Raw genomic sequence first — 17,068 nt, 5'->3', positions numbered from 1 at the left:
ATTTAAACTATAATCTAATCACACCAGTATTTGCTTTGAGTTTAGGTTTGTCTTTCTTGTTTATATACTTGTCAATATCAAAAGAATTTCTCTTGTCATAGTCCTCGAGAAGCTTATAATTCTTATGTTTGGTAATATCGTATTTGTCAGATAAAAACGGCCTTACACCTCTAAGTTGCAAGATACATTTACTACCATCCATAACTGTAATCTCATCTTGACTCATTAAGTCTTTACCAGTTTTCTGGTAATTAAGACCGAAACTCTTCTGATTAGACCTGTTTTCTGAGGTGTTATATAGGTCAATAGTTTCTTTACCTAGTGTTTCTGATAATTCTTTTAAGGTGGTCTTCTCCTTGCCACCCAAGAAAATCATAGAGTCACAGTTACCGACAATAGTATCGGCATGATCCTTATAGATAGCTTTAAGTTGTGATTGAGCTTGCAAGATAATACTTGCTGAAATCTCTCTTGAACGAATGGTTGCTATAAGCTTTTCAAACTTTGGAATTAAACCGATATTGGCAAACTCATCAAGCAAGAATCTCACATGAACTGGAAGTCTACCTCCATATACATCATCAGCTTTATCACATAGAAGATTAAATAGCTGAGAATACATAATTGATACTACAAAGTTAAAGGTATCATCTGTATCCGAAATAACAACAAATAGTGCTGTTTTTTTATCTCCTATCGTATCTAAGGTTAATTCATCTTCACTCATCAACTCTCTTAATTCTTTAATATCAAAGGGAGCAAGCCTTGCACCACATGAAATTAGAATAGATTTAGCTGTCTTCCCAGCTGCTAATTTATACTTTCTATATTGCTTAACCGCAAAATGTGCTGGATCTTTTCTTTCTAGAGCATCAAACAGATGGTCGATTGGATTCTTGTAATTTTCATCATCTTCTCTAACCTCTGAAGCATCTATCATATCAAGTAGAGTTGCAAAGTTTTTCTCTTCTTTAGGAGCTTCATAGAAGATATATCCTATCAAAGCTGTATAGTAGAGCTTTTCAGCCTTAACCCAAAAGTCTTCACCTGCTTTTTCTCCCTCACCTTTTGTGTTAGCAATAATAGTTTGGACTAGTTTTAATATATCCTTTTCTGACCTTAAATAAGCAAAGGGATTGTATTTCATAGACTTATTAAAGTTAATTGTATTTAGAACTTTAATATTATATCCATTTCTTTCAAGCATTTTTCCACACTCTATGATGATTGTTCCTTTTGGATCAGTAACAACATAGGACGAGTGCATTTGCATAAGATTTGGTTTTACATAAAATCTGGTCTTACCTGAACCAGAACCTCCAATAACCATGACATTCTTATTTCTCGCATACTTTGGATTCTTTGGTCTAGGGTTCATGGTCAGATATTCAGTCTGAGTTAGAATTACATTGTTCTGAAACTTTTCATCAATATATGGATGAATATCTTTCTTCGTTCCCCATCTTGCTGAACCATACTCTTCACCTTCTCTAAACTTCTTAGCATTTTTGCCCTTTCTATAAACAATAACTTTTACTACACCTGAAAGTGCTAAACCAGTTATTAAGTCATTGAACTTAAAACTCGGAAGAAAACTCATAGTATCTATTTGTAGAATAGCTGTAAAAACTCTATCTATAATATCTCCACCTACATAGGTATTTACATGTTTAGTAAAAATATTACCAATGTAGAAAATTATGATATAAGGTAGCCGATAAATCATAAATTCTTTTGGACTATCTATCTTTAAAGCCTCTTTTACATCTTTCAGTATCTTATCAATCACAATGGAAACCACCCACCTCCTAGCAAAAGTAAAAAATAATTCCTTCCCTTAGGTGTTATCATCGTCTGAATTCCAACTAATCTTCCATCTTCACTAATCCATTCCTTAACCTCAAAATATCCATTGTTTTTTCTAGCATAAGGTAAAAGCCTCTGATGCCTATCTCTATAGACAAAATCATTTTCTATCAAAAAATCAATAAATGCTTTTTGTGGGATATTTAATTGCTTAGCTGTATTTCTGAAATTAGTTAATAGATTCTTATCTACCAAATAATCATAGTAATTAGCTTTAGATTCTAATTCTTTTATCTTCTGATTCTTTTCTTCAATAACATTATATGCAACTAGGATAGCTCTAGACAATATTTCTTCGTTAGGTAAATTTTCTTGGTTGGCAATATATCCTCCATGTTTTCTAATGCTTGGAAGAATTTCTTTTGTTATCCAGTGCTTGAATCTCTTAGCAGTTGGAAGTTTTGAAGATAGTATCAGGGAATAAAGACCTGACTCATTAATAGCTGTCATCTTTCTCATCTGTCTGCCGTCGTGGATACCGACGTCAGCTCTATCCTCTATATCAACATGTCTTGCTAAAGCATCTCTAGTATTTGAGTATCCTAATTTCTCAGCAACCTCTTTTCCTAAAAAGAAAAACTCACCGTCTTTTTCAATAATAGTGAGTTCTCCAAATTCTTGATTATTAAATTGTAAAATATTACTCATAAACTTTGCTCCTTATGTTTATTTTTAACCTTATCATTAGTAACAGTTTCTTTTATTTTTTCTTTAAACTGATTGATTTGTTTTTTTACCGATTGCTTCTTATCGTGTTTTTGTTCAGCTTTTTGTAAAGCCTTGCTGAAAGCTATATCCATTATCTTAGTATCCTTAGCTTGAAAAAACACATTGTAATTACCTGTTTCTTTATCTCGAAGAATAGAAAATTTAACACCATGCTTATTCAACTCTTTTCTAAGTTCTTTTAACTCAGGTTCTTTTACTTCTATTTCTTCAAGCTGGCCTTTTTTCACCAGATCCTTTAACTTAATTTCACTACCTTTTTGTTTAAGATATTGCTCCATTCCACCTACTTCTTTGGATTCTTTTTGCATTTTCTTTAAAGTTTTTAGAACCTGATACATTAACTTTTCACTTGCTCTAACTTGAATACTAACTGTCTTATTAGAGATTTCTTCATTTATCATCTTTTATCACCTCTTCTTATAAGCATTTCTCTGTATTTATCTAATTTATTATCATTAATTCTCTTCCTATAATCTTCTGATCTAACCTGAACTGGAATACACATTTCTACTATCCTTGAGTAAATTCTTTGATATTCCATGCTTTCATTGCTATTTAAGATATGTTTCCACGGCAAGTTGGTTGTTATAATAGTCGGCTTCTGCTTGAGATATCTACTATTTATTACGTTATATACCTGCTCTTTAGCATAGCTAGTATCTCTTTCTATACCAAGGTCATCAAGAATTAATAAGGGTGCATTTGTAAATGAATCAATATATTTATTCCTATCCAAATTAAAACCACCTGTTTGTAATTCGTTAATAATCTCAGAAAAATTTCTCATTTTTACACTTATCATTTCATTTTCCATTAAATAGTTTGCAATACAGGAAGCTAAGTATGATTTTCCACTTCCTACTGGACCAAATAAGAGCAAGCCTACATTTTCTTCTTTCATTTCTTTAAATTCTTTAGCATAGTTAAGTCCTGTAATGTATGCATTAGTCTTTTCCCCTTGAAAGTTCTCAAAGCTATGTGACCATTGCTTTGGAGATTTAAAACAGTCTTTTTTCAATGAGTCTATTTGTATTAATCTCTGCTGTCTTTCAAAGGCTTCTATCTTTTTTCTTTCACATAAACACTTTTTTGTGAAAATATATCGTTCTCCAAATAATTTGATTGGTTTGGTATCTAGCTGTTCACCACATGTCTTGCAGTAAACGTGCCCATCAATTAAATCTTCTCTTTCGTTATTGAATGGATACTTTAGTCCGTTAATTAAAATTGTTTCTATCATAAAAAATCTCCTTCGCTATAATCTTTAAAAGTTGGAACATCACTACCAGCATTAACATTATTCCTATCTCCTAGGTCTTTATGAAACCAACTTAATATCGTTGCATGATGATCTTGATAATGATTACCTGTACTTTTCAAGTAACTTGATAAACGTTCAATATAATTATCAAGCCTATATCCTAATATAGCTTCTAAGTTAATTAGCTCCTCATCAGATAAATAAATATTTTGAAAATAGCCATAACTTGTTTTTCCCTTGTTCAAATCAGTATTCTTAATATCAGTCTTATTATTATTAGTATTAGTTCTTTGTATTTTCTTCATTTCTTGATATGTACTATTTACATTTCTCGAGTGTAATGTCTTCACTTTTGCAGTGTAACTTTTACACTCAGGTGTAAAAGGTTTCATAAAATCCATTACATAAATTAGATTCGGTTTTCCTAGCCCTTGCCTTTTTCGTTCTATTAAACCTATATCATCAAGTTCTTTCATGATTTTTACTGCTGTTTTGTTTGACTTGTTTAGAGATTTCATAATCTCTTCTATCGTAAATATAATAAACACTCTGCCTTCACTATCACGCCAACCATTTTTATTAGATAAATCTATACGATCTAATAAACAGGCATAAAGTATTTTTGCATCTGAAGATAGTTCTTTAAATAAGTCATCAAAAATCAAAATCTTGGGTAACATATAAAAACTAAATCTTTCGCCCTCTCTATGATAAAAATAATCAAACTTCATATTACTCTCCCCCCCCTTTCAGGGCATAAAAAAAGACGACAGAGTTTTAATTCTATCGTCTTAAATCAGCCTATTTAATTTTTCTTAAATACTTTTAATTCTCAAATTGATTGCTTCTATTCCTATAATTACTTTACTAACTATTAATGGTAAGCCGTAAGGACTAAATATTAAAGCCAAAATTAAAGCGGTTATCCCAGTTACAACTACTCCATTAATAAACGAAGCAACCACTCCTATTAATACAAGTGTTGATATAATACTCAACATACAAGTTCCTACACCTAAAAGAAAAACCAGAAAATAGGTCGTCACCGATAGCAAAAGGGTTATTGGAAAAAATATGAGTTTTAATAATAATTTCAATTTTTCTAGCTACTCCTCCCTTAATTTAATAAGTCTTTTAATCTCTGATAAACTACTATTGGCTAATTTTTATAATCACTCCTAGAATCATATTCCAATAGACATTCATATTCTAATTAAATTTTATATAATATATCCCACACATAAAAAACTTCATTAATAACTTTTAATTGTTTAATGGGTATAATATTTTACTCTGTTAATATGATCCACTTTTAATATCGAGTTGTCCTTTTATAACTTCAGGTATATGTTTTGAAGTTATCTCATACTCGATTGTTTGTGGAACATTTTTAAACATCAATACAGAAGGAAAAGCCATTGAGGAGTTATGCTTTAAATATTTTATATCAAACACTAGTATGTCATTTTCCGAATTTTCAAATTCCTTATACAAAAATAAAGAATCTAACGAATTGCGATAGGCACTCTTTCTATCTTCATACTCCTCAGCAATACTTTTCCCTGGAAACGGGTATAAATTGTTAATGTCTCTGAAGTTTGGTTGTTCCATCGGATAATATCTATAATTGCTGACCTTATCACTTTCTTTTGTAGAGAATAAGAAATCAACTAATTTTATATCCAATATTTTTTCTATGATATTTATTCCTGGGTAAGGCAAATCATCTAGCTTTATAAGACAATCTTTAGGGACTATTAATTTAATATCGATATCTTCATCATAAGTCTTACCTAAATTCGAAATCATAAGTTCGGTAACTTTAATGCTATCTATAAATCCAAAATATTCATTATATTCATTGTAAGCCATTATATTCCAATATAGGTCTTCTAATAATGAGTAACGATTTTTTTCCTCATCAGTCCCCTCATACGAAGGTCCATTATTACCAAAAGGAAGTTGAAGCTTAAGATTATAACTCTTTAAATTCCCTAAATTCCAAAATTCATCTTCAAGCTTTATGTGATTCGTATTAGCAAAATCATTAATAGTTTTTTTCAAATTATCATCAACTTTAACGTAGTCGCTTATACCTCTAAAACTATTTATTTCTCCTCCTAATTTTGCAATCTGTGGAATCCTATAAGTATTCAATTCATTTTCCTTATCATCTTTGATTATACTTGACTCTTCAATCTCTTTTTTAGGTAAAATAGATTTTTTAAGAACCTCAATACTTTCTATAATTTTTTCTTTTTTTTCAGTAATAAGTCTTGATCTAAGTAAATTATTTCTCTTAATTGTGCAATATTCATCTGATGAAGTATTAATGTCCCTTATTTTTAAAATAGGTTTTAAAATTTCATTTGATGCATGTGCTTCACCTGAAATTAAAGGTAAAAAATACAATGATAAGTGATTTGTAAATTGACGTTGGAAATCATGCTTATCCTTAACTACTGCATATATCCCTCTATCTGTATATTTGTCTCTAAAATTTAACACTTTTCTATATTGCTCCATGTCTACTTCAGAAGGGTTAATGGGAGCGTCCAAAAAATACATAAAAACTTGTTTGCCAACTGATAACATCTCTTCTATTTCTTCTTCAGTACCAGAACCATATTTATCAGTTGGTGTTCCAAACCTTGTCCAGAAAATAGCAACTGCTGCATCACAGTCTCTAACAAATTGTTTGTTTAGTAATTCTTGTGGTTTATCACCTGATTCAGGATAACTATCAGTAGACCAATGTTTAGTAACTACTTCAATATTATTTAAAGTACCAAACACTCTATTAAAGCTTTCGACACTTTCTTTTAATACACCCAAATATTCTGAAATATCTCCAGGACAAGAAATTAATAAATCATAAATAGTAATTCCTTTTCTTGGCATATAGCTCCTCCTTTAAACTTTTTAATACATAAACCCATATTTTATTTCTCTAGTAGAGTCCTCGAAACACAGTATTCGTTATTACTATCTGCCGTTGTCATAATTATGACACGAGATTCACTTGTGAAGTCATATAATAATTTCAACACTTATCGATACAAATTACTTATCTATTCATGTGGATTGTTATCCCGAACAAACTAAGATATGTTATTGAATAATTATTGCCCATATTCCAATTATAACTAAAATCATTCTAATTATAGCTTCTATTAAGCCAATCTTCTTAGTATATGATTCTATTTTTCTACTAGCTTTACAATCTTCTTCAAATCCACTGATTTAAAACATAATGTTCTTCAATGTTTGTAACTTTATCTATTAAATTCTAAATAATTAGCTTATTTTCCCTCGATAAAGTTTTTTTTCATCTTTATTACTTTTTCAGCAAATATTTCTTTTCCTGATTTATTATATGGCTGATCTGTTGGCATTAATCCATTCAATAAAAACCTATCTTGTTCTCCGATATCAACAATATCTTTAATGATAATGCTTTTAGTACTTTTTAAGATTGATAAATCCATTCTTAATGTATTTGTTTTTAAATCTTCCAACAAGACTGGTAAAAAATAAAAAGTGTTATGTTTTTCAAGAGACTTCTTTAAAATATTCAGATTTGAATGATTTTTTGCCTCCATAGTATGCAATCTAGTTAATTGGTTAAAAATTGTTGGATGACTATTTTTTTCTATACTTTTAGACCCAATAAAATCTTCACCAATAATGACTCTATACCAATATTGATTAGCCTTGTTGATACCCGTAATGATACCAAGGGTAATTTTCTCGGCTTTTATTTCCTTTTTCCACTTTCTAAAAATATCTATGCCTTCTTTATTATCAAATAATAATCCGACAAAAGGAGGATATTCATAATTTTTGTCACTAATAACTGTGAGCCCCCTCCAGCCTGCTTTATCCCATAATGGAATATAAATTACATTGCTACTTTGGATGTGCTCATGCGACACTTTAGAAAAATCAATATCTTCTGTTTTTTTTCCATAGATAATTTCATTAAATCGATTCATGTTTTCTAAATCTTCTTGCATTTTATATTCTTTATTTATTAAACTATTTTTTCTAACTAATTTATATTTTTTCTCATTTTCTAACCGATCTAATAAACAATAATCTTCATCAAATACGACAAAAGTATCTAATGTACTAGAACAATATATTGTTCTAAACATTGTTTCTTCATCTTCAACAATATTTTGAAATTTTTTGAACTCACTCTCATATAGGAGCATTTGTGCAATAAATATTGACACAATAATAGTCAATTTTTCTAATACAAAATCTTTTTTTGAATATTCTACTATTTCTGAAATATTTGAAATATATACATTGATGATATTATCATTTTGCTTAATTTCTAATCCAAATTCTTTTTCGTCTTTCTCCTCTATGTTTACTATAAACTCTGGTAGTAATGGAAAGATTTGATTATAAATAGAAGTAACAAATATATTTTCAAACAGTGCCAATATAGTTGAGCCAAACTCTCTTAAATAACTATGTTTATCAAAATTAATACTTATGTTGCAACCCATAATCTTCGTTTTTAACTCAACCTTTTTAGAAGAGCTTTCCTCACTAAATTTATCTTGAAAGTATTTAGATGCAGGTTGTTCAACTAATTGTTCCATATATTCATTAACACAATCTTTTGTTCCAACTACCTCAATAAAATCATCATCATAATACCCTAGATTATATTTTAAAGCAGCTGATGATATCTCTAATCCTTGCTTTTTTAAATAATCTGGAAAACTTATATATTGTTCAATACTATCATTTGTTAAATTTAATAATGCAATGGCCAATAAAGCATCGTAATGTGTATAGATCTCCATTTCTACTTTCTCATCAGTATCATATGGATACATTCCTAATCCTATTAATTCTAATTCATTATATTGTAATGAAGACTCAATTCTCCCTAACCGTAATTCCAAATATTTTAGTGCCCTCGCTGATAAAAACAAACCTGGAATTGCATTTCCTTCAAAGAAATTTAAATTCATTGAATCCATAAATGCTCTTATATAATAACTTCTTGCACTCCATAACAGACCAATTTTTTCAAAAGCACTACCTAATCGCATATAAGTTTGAATTAAATCTATTTTAGAGTTTTCATGAAATAGCTTTGTTAAAGCTCGGCTATAGAACTTAATTGATTTATATACATCACTCTTAAAATAATCATCTCCCCTTTTTAATAATAATTGTGAGGATTCATTATTCTTTGACTGCTTTCCCAGTAAATCAATAAGAAGTTCAAGTAACTCATCATACTGAGGACATTTCTTCAAGATATTAAGTTCCATAATTCTTTTTAATTGATATAAATCAATGTCATTATTAAAATTTAAATCACTGAGAATCTCTATATACGTTTGAACTATATCATCCCATTTTTCAGGATATTGCAATCTCATCATTTGATAATCAAATTTAGCTAATTTACCTCTTTTAGGATTCTCAGTATCTTGAATAAATCTCCGAAATGAATCTATTAAAAACTGAGTATGATCCTCTATTTTATTAATTATTTTTTTGCCTTTATTGTGATTAGAATTCAATGTAATCCAGAGAGTACTTAATTGTTTTAAAATTGAATAATATTCAGGGTGTTCTTTGTATAATTCCTCAAGTTTAAGATACATTTCATAATATCTATCACGCTCTTCATACCACCATATTATTGTCCAACAATAATCATATATGGCATTTGCATAATCCTTTATGTTACCATATTTTTTAGCTAATCTAAGGTTTCTATCTAAACCACTAATCATTGTCGACTTATCAACCTCTAGCTCTCTTAAAAAAACAATATAATCTGTTGATAATTTTATTATTTTCGCCGGTTTTATTTCTTCTAGATTTTGTAATTCTTGTTCAATATCAGCTAATGCTTTCTTGCGTTCTTTATCTTTTGAGCCCTCATCTACCGTATCGTATAAATCTTCAGACATATTAAATGCTTCAATTGCTATTTTTTTATTATCATTTTTAAATGTATTGTCTAATAACCAAGTCCTATCCAATATACGTATATCTATACCATATACACTTCTTAATTCATCTTCTGCTTCTGCTCTTTTTTTGTCAGAAACAAATTGATTGGTCATAAAAAATATCTTTTTATATCCTCTTCCCAGATTTTCATTAGTTTCAATTATTTTCTTTACATCCGACTTAAATTTCGATTTCCAAGCTTTCTTTGCACTAATTGCAAAAGCCCATCTTTCACTATGTGCAGAGTCACTATATCCAACTAGCCATCCCTCAGCTATTGTCTCCGAAACTGGAAAAGTTTCAGAATCCACCTTACTGTCCCCCCCTCCTGTAGGTCCGGTTTGAGGGAGCAAATTAGGACAAATGGTAACTTCTGCTATACCTTTACAATATTTTTCAAATTCTTTTTCCAGACTTTGACTAGTTAAAGATTCTAAAAAATAAGAAAAGAACTCTTCTGAAAATTTCCCTTTTTTAACAATTTTTGTATCTGAAAATAAATCAGGATGAATTTTTTTATAAAACTTTTTTTCATTCATTTATATCACTTCCTACCAATATGTCACTTCATAATATATTTACATTAGTTCATTAACTCAATTAAACTCATTCACCTTTTCAATTTAAAACCAAAAACTTTCATGATACAAATACTTTTTAGCAGAGAGCTTCAAACCTAGTATCTCTCGTTACTATTAGCCCTTGTTACAATCACGACACAGAGCCCCTAGATAGCGCCTGTGGATTCCTTTTCTCGCTTTAATACCAATATAGCCAAATTGCCTTTATCTAGCCTCTAATCGTCTTTCTAGGGTATTAAAAACTTTATTAAGCTTATTCAACCTAGTTAACTATAAATATCAAATTTTAATACTCAGAAATTCGTCCTACACATTTATATGATAATTTGATTTTCACCTACCTATAAAAGTTATAGGAATATAAATACTTTGCTCATAATCCCCCTCGATAATTTATCTATAAACAAATAACTGATAAAGTTTATCTCCCGCTTAATCTTGTTTATTCTTTTTTTTAGTTATTACAATAATTGTATCAAATAAAAATTAATTTACCACATAGTTAATGCACATAAAAAGACTGAAGTTTTCACCTCAGCCTTTTTAAAAATTTTAGCGTGTTCTTTTTAATACATTTTTGCCCCTGCTGGAATTCTAGGGCTTAACATTATCAGATTTAATTTTTCTTTTCCTTCTTCCTCATGGATGGCTGAGATAATCATTCCTTCGGAATCAATTCCCATCATCTTTCTTGGTGGAAGGTTACATATAGCTAGCAGTGTTTTTCCAACTAATTCTTCTGCACTGTAATTTTCTTTAATTCCACTTAAGATAACTCTATCTTTATCAGATCCATCATCTAGAGTGAATTTCAAGAGTTTTTTACTCTTAGGTACTTCTTCACAGTTGAGAACTTTTACTGCTCTAAAATCAGCTTTAGAAAATGTTTCGAAGTCAATCATATCTTCAAATAGAGACTCAACTTTAACTTCAGAAAAATCAATTTCTTCTAAATCGGTCGTAAGTTGGTCGTAAGTTTTGGTATTATCTCCCTCAGAACCTTGGTTTACAGCCTTTTCTGCTCCTAGTGGTTTCATCGTTGGGAATAGTAACACATCTCTAATGGAGTGAGAATTTGTTAATAACATGACTAAGCGGTCAATCCCGATTCCTAGTCCCCCTGTTGGTGGCATACCATATTCTAACGACTCTACGAAATCTTCATCTATTCCATGAGCTTCATCGTTACCCAATTGTTTTTCTTTCATTTGATCTTCAAATCGTTGACGTTGATCAATCGGATCATTTAACTCTGTAAAGGCATTCCCATACTCATGGCCTGAAATAAAGAATTCAAAACGGTCGGTAAATCGTGGGTCTTCGTGATTTTTCTTAGCTAAAGGCGAAATAGATACAGGATGACCATATACAAATGTTGGTTGAATTAAGGTGTCTTCAACAAACTCTTCAAAGAATTCATTAATTACGTGACCAAAATCCATATGATCTTCGATATGAACGTTGTGTTCTTTCGCAATAGCACGTGCTTCCTCATCACTCATTTCTTGCCAGAAATCCACGCCGGTCTTCTCTTTAATCGCATCGACCATATGAATTCTCTTCCAAGGTCCTTCTAAATTAATCACATCAGCTCCATAAGTCACTTCCAGTTTACCTAATACTGTTTGCGCGACATGTGTGATAATTCCCTCAGTTAAATCCATGACATCTTTATAGTCCGCATAGGCTGTATAAACTTCCAACATCGTAAACTCTGGATTGTGAGTCGTGTCAATTCCTTCATTTCGGAAGACGCGTCCAATTTCATAGACTTTCTCCATTCCACCTACAATCAAGCGTTTCAAATGAAGCTCTAAGGCGATACGCAAATATAACTCCATATCTAACGCATTGTGATGTGTAATAAATGGACGTGCGGCAGCCCCACCTGCCATATTGTGTAATGTTGGTGTTTCTACTTCTAAATAGCCATTACTATTCAAGTAGTGGCGAATTTCAGAAACAATTTTACTTCTCATAACAAATGTATCAAAACTTTCACGGTTACTAATCAAATCAAGATAGCGTTGACGGTAACGTTGTTCTACATTTGCAAGACCGTGATATTTATCTGGTAATGGACGCAATGCTTTAGTTAGGAACGTTAACTCATCTGGTTTAATAGAAAGTTCTCCCATGTTCGTTTTCATGATTTCGCCACTGACCCCGATAAAGTCCCCTAAATCTGCTTGGTCAAACAACGCATATGCTTCCTCACCTACTGCATCTTTTCTTACATAAATTTGGATTTGTCCTTCGCGATCTTGTAAATGAGCAAAACCTACTTTTCCTTTACCACGTTTTGTTACAATACGTCCGGCGATTGTGGCGCGCTCTGCTTTTGCAGCTATTTCTTCTTTACTTAGCGCTTCATAAGCATCGTGTAGCATCTTAGAATCATGCGTGCGCTCAAAACGTTGACCAAAAGGATCTAACCCTTGTTCTTGTAATTTTTTCATTTTTTCACGACGAACGATTAACTGATCATTCATCTCTTGATAGTCTGTCACTGTTTTTTCCTCCATCCTCGTGAAACTCATTTCATCTCTTCTATAATGCCACATAAAAAACAAAAAAGGCAAGGGAAATCTCCCTTTACCTTATTTGTTTTATCTTCTCGACGGCATGTTAGCAACTTTTGCAACTAATTCATCCAAAAGCACAATAATTTCATCTGGAGAATCTGTTTGATTGATTGCTAATTTTGTTTTAGTCGCTCGCGGAATCCCTTTTAAGTAATAAGCTGCATGCTGACGAAATTCTCTTGCAGCTACTTTTTCGCCTTTTAAGTTTGCTAAACGAACTAAATGTAGTTTTGCCGTTTCAATTTTTTCAGCTGGTTCAGGTTCGGGTAGTAATTCGCCTGTACGCAGATAGTGTTCCGTACGGTAAATCATCCAAGGATTGCCCAATGCCGCACGACCAATCATGACGGCATCACATCCGACTTCTTCTAACATTCGTTTGGCGTCTTCTGGTGTTCGAACATCTCCATTCCCCATAAAAGGAATAGTTAAGACATCGTTCACTTGACGTAGAACATCCCAATTTGCTTTTCCTTCATACATTTGTGTACGAGTCCGTCCATGCATTGCGATAGCCGATGCCCCTGCTTTTTCTGCCGCCAAAGCATTTTCTACCGCAAAGACATGTTCTTCATCCCAACCAATACGCATTTTAACGGTAACTGGAATTGAAACGGCTGATGATACTGCCGACACCATTTCATAAACTTTGTTAGGATCAAGCAACCATTTAGCGCCCGCCTCCGCCTTAATAATCTTATTAACTGGACAGCCCATATTGATATCAATAATATCAGCAGTTGTATTCGCCTCAACAAACTTAGCTGCTTCAACAAGCGTTTCCTTTTGGCCACCAAACACTTGCAAACTAATGGGATGTTCTACTTCTTCAATATGTAGCATCTCTAATGTTTTTTTATTTTTAAAATGTAACCCTTTGTCACTAATCATTTCGCATACGACGAGCCCTGCACCGAACTCTTTTACAGTCACGCGAAAAGCTGAATTACTAATACCTGCCATTGGTGCTACAACAACACGATTAGGAATCTCAACATCTCCTATCTTCCACATGTTGTTTCCCCCTATCGTTGGCTCTGGATTTCTTCAATTAGCTGCTCGAGTTCTTGCTCACTATAATGATACTTTTCACCACAAAAATGGCAGACAGCTTCTGCACCATGATCCTCATCAATCATCGCTTGTATTTCTTCTTTTCCTAAAGTCAAAATAACACGTGAGAAACGATCTTTTGAGCAGTCGCAATGAAAAGCAACTGGCATCGTATCTAAAATGGTTAAGTTTTCCTCACCAAGTAAACGTGCTAAAATCGTTTCAGGTTCTTCCCCTTTGTCAATCAAATCTGAGACCAACGGCATATTAGATAAACGTTGTTCAATTTCTGTAATGGTTTCATCCGTTGCTCCCGGCATCACTTGAATCATGAAGCCCCCTGCCGCTTTTACCGTTTCATCTGGATTGACTTTTACACTTAAGCCCACAGCTGAAGGGATTTGCTCGGAATGAGCTAAATAATAAGTGAAATCTTCCCCTAATTCTCCTGAAACAAGGGGAACCTGACCGATAAACGGTTCTTTCAAACCTAAATCTTTTGTCACAGATAGACTGCCGGTTGTTCCGACAGCTCCTCGCACATCAATATGCCCAGCATCATTTAACGGTAAGGCAATATGAGGTTGGTCAATGTAACCTTTTACCTGACCTTTGCCATTACTATCCACTACAATTTTACCGCCCGGTCCGTCACCTTGAATTTGAATAGTCATTTTTTCTTCGCCTTTTTGCATGGAACCTAATAACAAGCCCCCGACTAAAGAACGACCTAAAGCAGCAGTAGACGTATGCCATGAATCATGACGACGTTGCGCTTCTGAAACAGTTTCAGTCGCACGTACAGCAAATGCTCGAATTTGTCCCTCAAACGCTAACCCTTTTACTAAATAATCTTGCATCTATTTCACCTTATCTTTCTATTATTGACATGAAAAGTGGGTTGCCTAGGCAACCCACTTTTATCATAACTTATTCATTATCTGGTTGGTTACTATTTTGCTCTTCGTGTTCGTGATCTTTCATTTTACGTGCTTCTTTTTCTTCTAACGCTTTTTTTGCTTCGTCAAATGAACGACCATTCTCACTTGGAAACTCTTCTTCTAATTCATCAGAAGGCATAACCCCTTCTTCATAAAGCGATTTGATACTACGTGCATCCAATGTTTCATGCTCTAATAGCATCTTCGCGATAAGTTCATGTTTTTCACGGTTCTCTTCAATAATCTCACGCGCTTTCGCATGTGCTTGGTTTAAGATATTACGTACTTCTTCATCAATTTGATACGCGACTGTTTCAGAGTACGCTTTCGTTTGACCATAGTCACGGCCAATAAAGACTTGATGATTACCTTCGTATTGAACAGGTCCAAGTTTTTCACTCATACCATATTCCGTCACCATGCTACGTGCTAACGCAGTTGCTTGTTCGAAGTCATTACTTGCACCTGTTGATTTTACTCCGAAGAATACTTCTTCAGCCGTACGTCCACCAAGTAAGCCAACAATTTGATCGAACATTTCTTCTTTCGTCATTAAGAAACGATCTTCTTTTGGTAAAGCAATCATATAACCACCTGCACGTCCACGAGGAACAATCGTTACTTTATGAACTGTACGAGCATCACTTAGTACAAGCCCCACAATCGTATGACCCGCTTCATGGTATGCCACCAATTCACGTTCTTTTTTACTAACAACACGATCTTTCTTCGCCGGTCCTGCAATAACACGGTCTTGTGCTTCATCCACATCTGAAGCGTCAATTTTCTTCTTATTACGACGAGCAGCTACTAAAGCAGCTTCGTTTAAGACGTTTTCCAAATCAGCACCTGAAAAACCTGGTGTTTGCTGTGCAATGACTTTTAAATCGACATCTGAAGCAAACGGTTTGTTTTTCGCATGGACTTTAAGAATCGCTTCACGTCCTTTAACATCTGGACGACCAACTAAAATTTGTCGGTCAAATCGGCCGGGACGCAATAATGCAGGGTCTAATACATCTGAACGGTTTGTCGCGGCAATAACGATGACACCTTCATTCCCACTAAAACCATCCATTTCAACTAACAGTTGGTTTAACGTTTGTTCACGTTCATCATGTCCGCCACCCATGCCGGCGCCACGTTGACGACCAACAGCATCAATCTCATCAATAAAGATAATCGCTGGTGCATTTTTCTTAGCCGTTTCAAACAAGTCACGAACACGGCTAGCCCCTACCCCAACAAACATCTCAACAAAGTCAGAACCTGAAATAGAATAAAATGGCACGCCAGCTTCGCCTGAAACAGCCTTCGCTAACAATGTTTTACCTGTTCCTGGAGGTCCTTCTAATAAAACCCCTGCAGGAATACGTGCGCCTAATTCTACAAATCGACGAGGATCTTTTAAGAATTCGACAACCTCTACTAACTCTTGCTTTTCTTCTTCAGCGCCTGCAACATCAGAGAAACGAACATTATTCGCTTTCTTATCTGCTTCTTTTGCTTTAGACTTGCCAAAGTTCATGACACGTCCGCCACCGCCACCTTGCTGTCCTTGACCCATCATCATATAGAAGAAGAAAATCATCAACAAGACAGGTAAGAAAGATAAAATCAAGGTTAAGAACATACCGCTGTTGCTTTGTTCTTTAATATTGACTTTTGCACCGGCTTCTTCTGCAGCATCTGCAATTTTCGCCATAGTAGAATCATTAGGTAAGACGGTTGTCGTGAAACGATCGGTCTCAACGTTAGTATCCCCTATCACGCGCAAGCCGTTACCTTCCACTTTTTGTTTGGAATTGTAAGTCCCTTTAATGACATAGGCACCATTTCCAGGTGTGATTTCCATGTCTTTAATTTCTTTTTGTTCTAATTTTTCGCTAAACGCGGAGTAAGGTATTTCAGTCCCTACATTACGCGAATCATTAAAAAAGAAGCTAACCAAAACGACCATCGCTAGTAACAAAATAATATAATACGTGGTACTTTTTGGGCCTCCGTTTCTCTTTTTATTCATATAGAGCCTCCCTCTAGCTATTTAATCACGATACA

Annotated in this window: 12 protein-coding genes; all 12 read right to left on the bottom strand. The window is 33.2% G+C overall.

Annotated features, from left to right (window positions below; all coding sequences use genetic code 11):
- Positions 1–7: 7 nt before the first annotated feature.
- Positions 8–1,789, bottom strand: coding sequence for a VirD4-like conjugal transfer protein, CD1115 family (locus M2919_RS07995; RefSeq protein WP_248848606.1), 1,782 nt, complete (start codon positions 1,787–1,789; stop codon positions 8–10).
- Positions 1,786–2,514 carry a BRO family protein gene (locus M2919_RS07990; RefSeq protein WP_248848605.1) on the bottom strand — a complete coding sequence of 243 codons (729 nt, stop codon included), beginning with the start codon at positions 2,512–2,514 and terminating at the stop codon, positions 1,786–1,788. The genes M2919_RS07995 and M2919_RS07990 overlap by 4 nt, the downstream gene beginning before the upstream one ends.
- Complete coding sequence (locus M2919_RS07985) at positions 2,511–2,996, bottom strand: PcfB family protein (RefSeq protein WP_248848604.1); 486 nt, start codon at positions 2,994–2,996, stop codon at positions 2,511–2,513. The genes M2919_RS07990 and M2919_RS07985 overlap by 4 nt, the downstream gene beginning before the upstream one ends.
- Positions 2,993–3,835, bottom strand: coding sequence for an ATP-binding protein (locus M2919_RS07980; protein ID WP_248848603.1), 843 nt, complete (start codon positions 3,833–3,835; stop codon positions 2,993–2,995). The genes M2919_RS07985 and M2919_RS07980 overlap by 4 nt, the downstream gene beginning before the upstream one ends.
- On the bottom strand, positions 3,832–4,587 hold the full coding sequence (locus M2919_RS07975) for a replication initiator protein A (RefSeq protein ID WP_248848602.1): 756 nt from the start codon (positions 4,585–4,587) through the stop codon (positions 3,832–3,834). Before M2919_RS07975 ends, M2919_RS07980 begins: the two co-directional genes overlap by 4 nt.
- Positions 4,588–4,671: 84 nt before the next feature.
- Positions 4,672–4,953, bottom strand: a complete 282-nt coding sequence (locus M2919_RS07970) for a CD1845 family protein (RefSeq protein ID WP_248848601.1) — start codon at positions 4,951–4,953, stop codon at positions 4,672–4,674.
- A gap of 199 nt (positions 4,954–5,152) precedes the next feature.
- Positions 5,153–6,757, bottom strand: a complete 1,605-nt coding sequence (locus tag M2919_RS07965) for a hypothetical protein (RefSeq protein WP_248848600.1) — start codon at positions 6,755–6,757, stop codon at positions 5,153–5,155.
- 401 nt (positions 6,758–7,158) lie between these two features.
- Positions 7,159–10,389 (bottom strand): hypothetical protein, encoded by a 3,231-nt coding sequence (locus tag M2919_RS07960; RefSeq protein ID WP_248848599.1) that lies wholly within the window; start codon positions 10,387–10,389, stop codon positions 7,159–7,161.
- Positions 10,390–10,997: 608 nt separating this feature from the next.
- A complete protein-coding gene (gene lysS, locus M2919_RS07955; RefSeq protein WP_248848598.1) occupies positions 10,998–12,956 on the bottom strand; it encodes a lysine--tRNA ligase in 1,959 nt (652 codons plus the stop codon).
- Between the two features lie 84 nt (positions 12,957–13,040).
- A complete protein-coding gene (gene dusB, locus M2919_RS07950) occupies positions 13,041–14,030 on the bottom strand; it encodes a tRNA dihydrouridine synthase DusB (protein ID WP_126762462.1) in 990 nt (329 codons plus the stop codon).
- Positions 14,031–14,041: 11 nt separating this feature from the next.
- Complete coding sequence (hslO, locus tag M2919_RS07945; protein ID WP_126762460.1) at positions 14,042–14,929, bottom strand: Hsp33 family molecular chaperone HslO; 888 nt, start codon at positions 14,927–14,929, stop codon at positions 14,042–14,044.
- A gap of 70 nt (positions 14,930–14,999) precedes the next feature.
- A complete protein-coding gene (gene ftsH / locus M2919_RS07940; RefSeq protein ID WP_168413264.1) occupies positions 15,000–17,033 on the bottom strand; it encodes an ATP-dependent zinc metalloprotease FtsH in 2,034 nt (677 codons plus the stop codon).
- Between the last annotated feature and the right edge of the window lie 35 nt (positions 17,034–17,068).

It is taken from the genome of Vagococcus lutrae, from assembly GCF_023299185.1.
Taxonomy (GTDB): Bacteria; Bacillota; Bacilli; order Lactobacillales; family Vagococcaceae; genus Vagococcus_A; species Vagococcus_A lutrae.
This window is presented reverse-complemented; position numbering and strand designations above follow the sequence as displayed.

Coding starts and splice junctions, on each gene's coding strand:
- M2919_RS07990 (WP_248848605.1), bottom strand. CDS start 2,514: ATGAGTAATATTTTACAATTTAATAATCAAGAATTTGGAGAACTCACT.
- M2919_RS07985 (WP_248848604.1), bottom strand. CDS start 2,996: ATGATAAATGAAGAAATCTCTAATAAGACAGTTAGTATTCAAGTTAGA.
- M2919_RS07980 (WP_248848603.1), bottom strand. CDS start 3,835: ATGATAGAAACAATTTTAATTAACGGACTAAAGTATCCATTCAATAAC.
- M2919_RS07975 (WP_248848602.1), bottom strand. CDS start 4,587: ATGAAGTTTGATTATTTTTATCATAGAGAGGGCGAAAGATTTAGTTTT.
- M2919_RS07965 (WP_248848600.1), bottom strand. CDS start 6,757: ATGCCAAGAAAAGGAATTACTATTTATGATTTATTAATTTCTTGTCCT.
- M2919_RS07960 (WP_248848599.1), bottom strand. CDS start 10,389: ATGAATGAAAAAAAGTTTTATAAAAAAATTCATCCTGATTTATTTTCA.
- lysS (WP_248848598.1), bottom strand. CDS start 12,956: ATGGAGGAAAAAACAGTGACAGACTATCAAGAGATGAATGATCAGTTA.
- dusB (WP_126762462.1), bottom strand. CDS start 14,030: ATGTGGAAGATAGGAGATGTTGAGATTCCTAATCGTGTTGTTGTAGCA.
- hslO (WP_126762460.1), bottom strand. CDS start 14,929: ATGCAAGATTATTTAGTAAAAGGGTTAGCGTTTGAGGGACAAATTCGA.
- ftsH (WP_168413264.1), bottom strand. CDS start 17,033: ATGAATAAAAAGAGAAACGGAGGCCCAAAAAGTACCACGTATTATATT.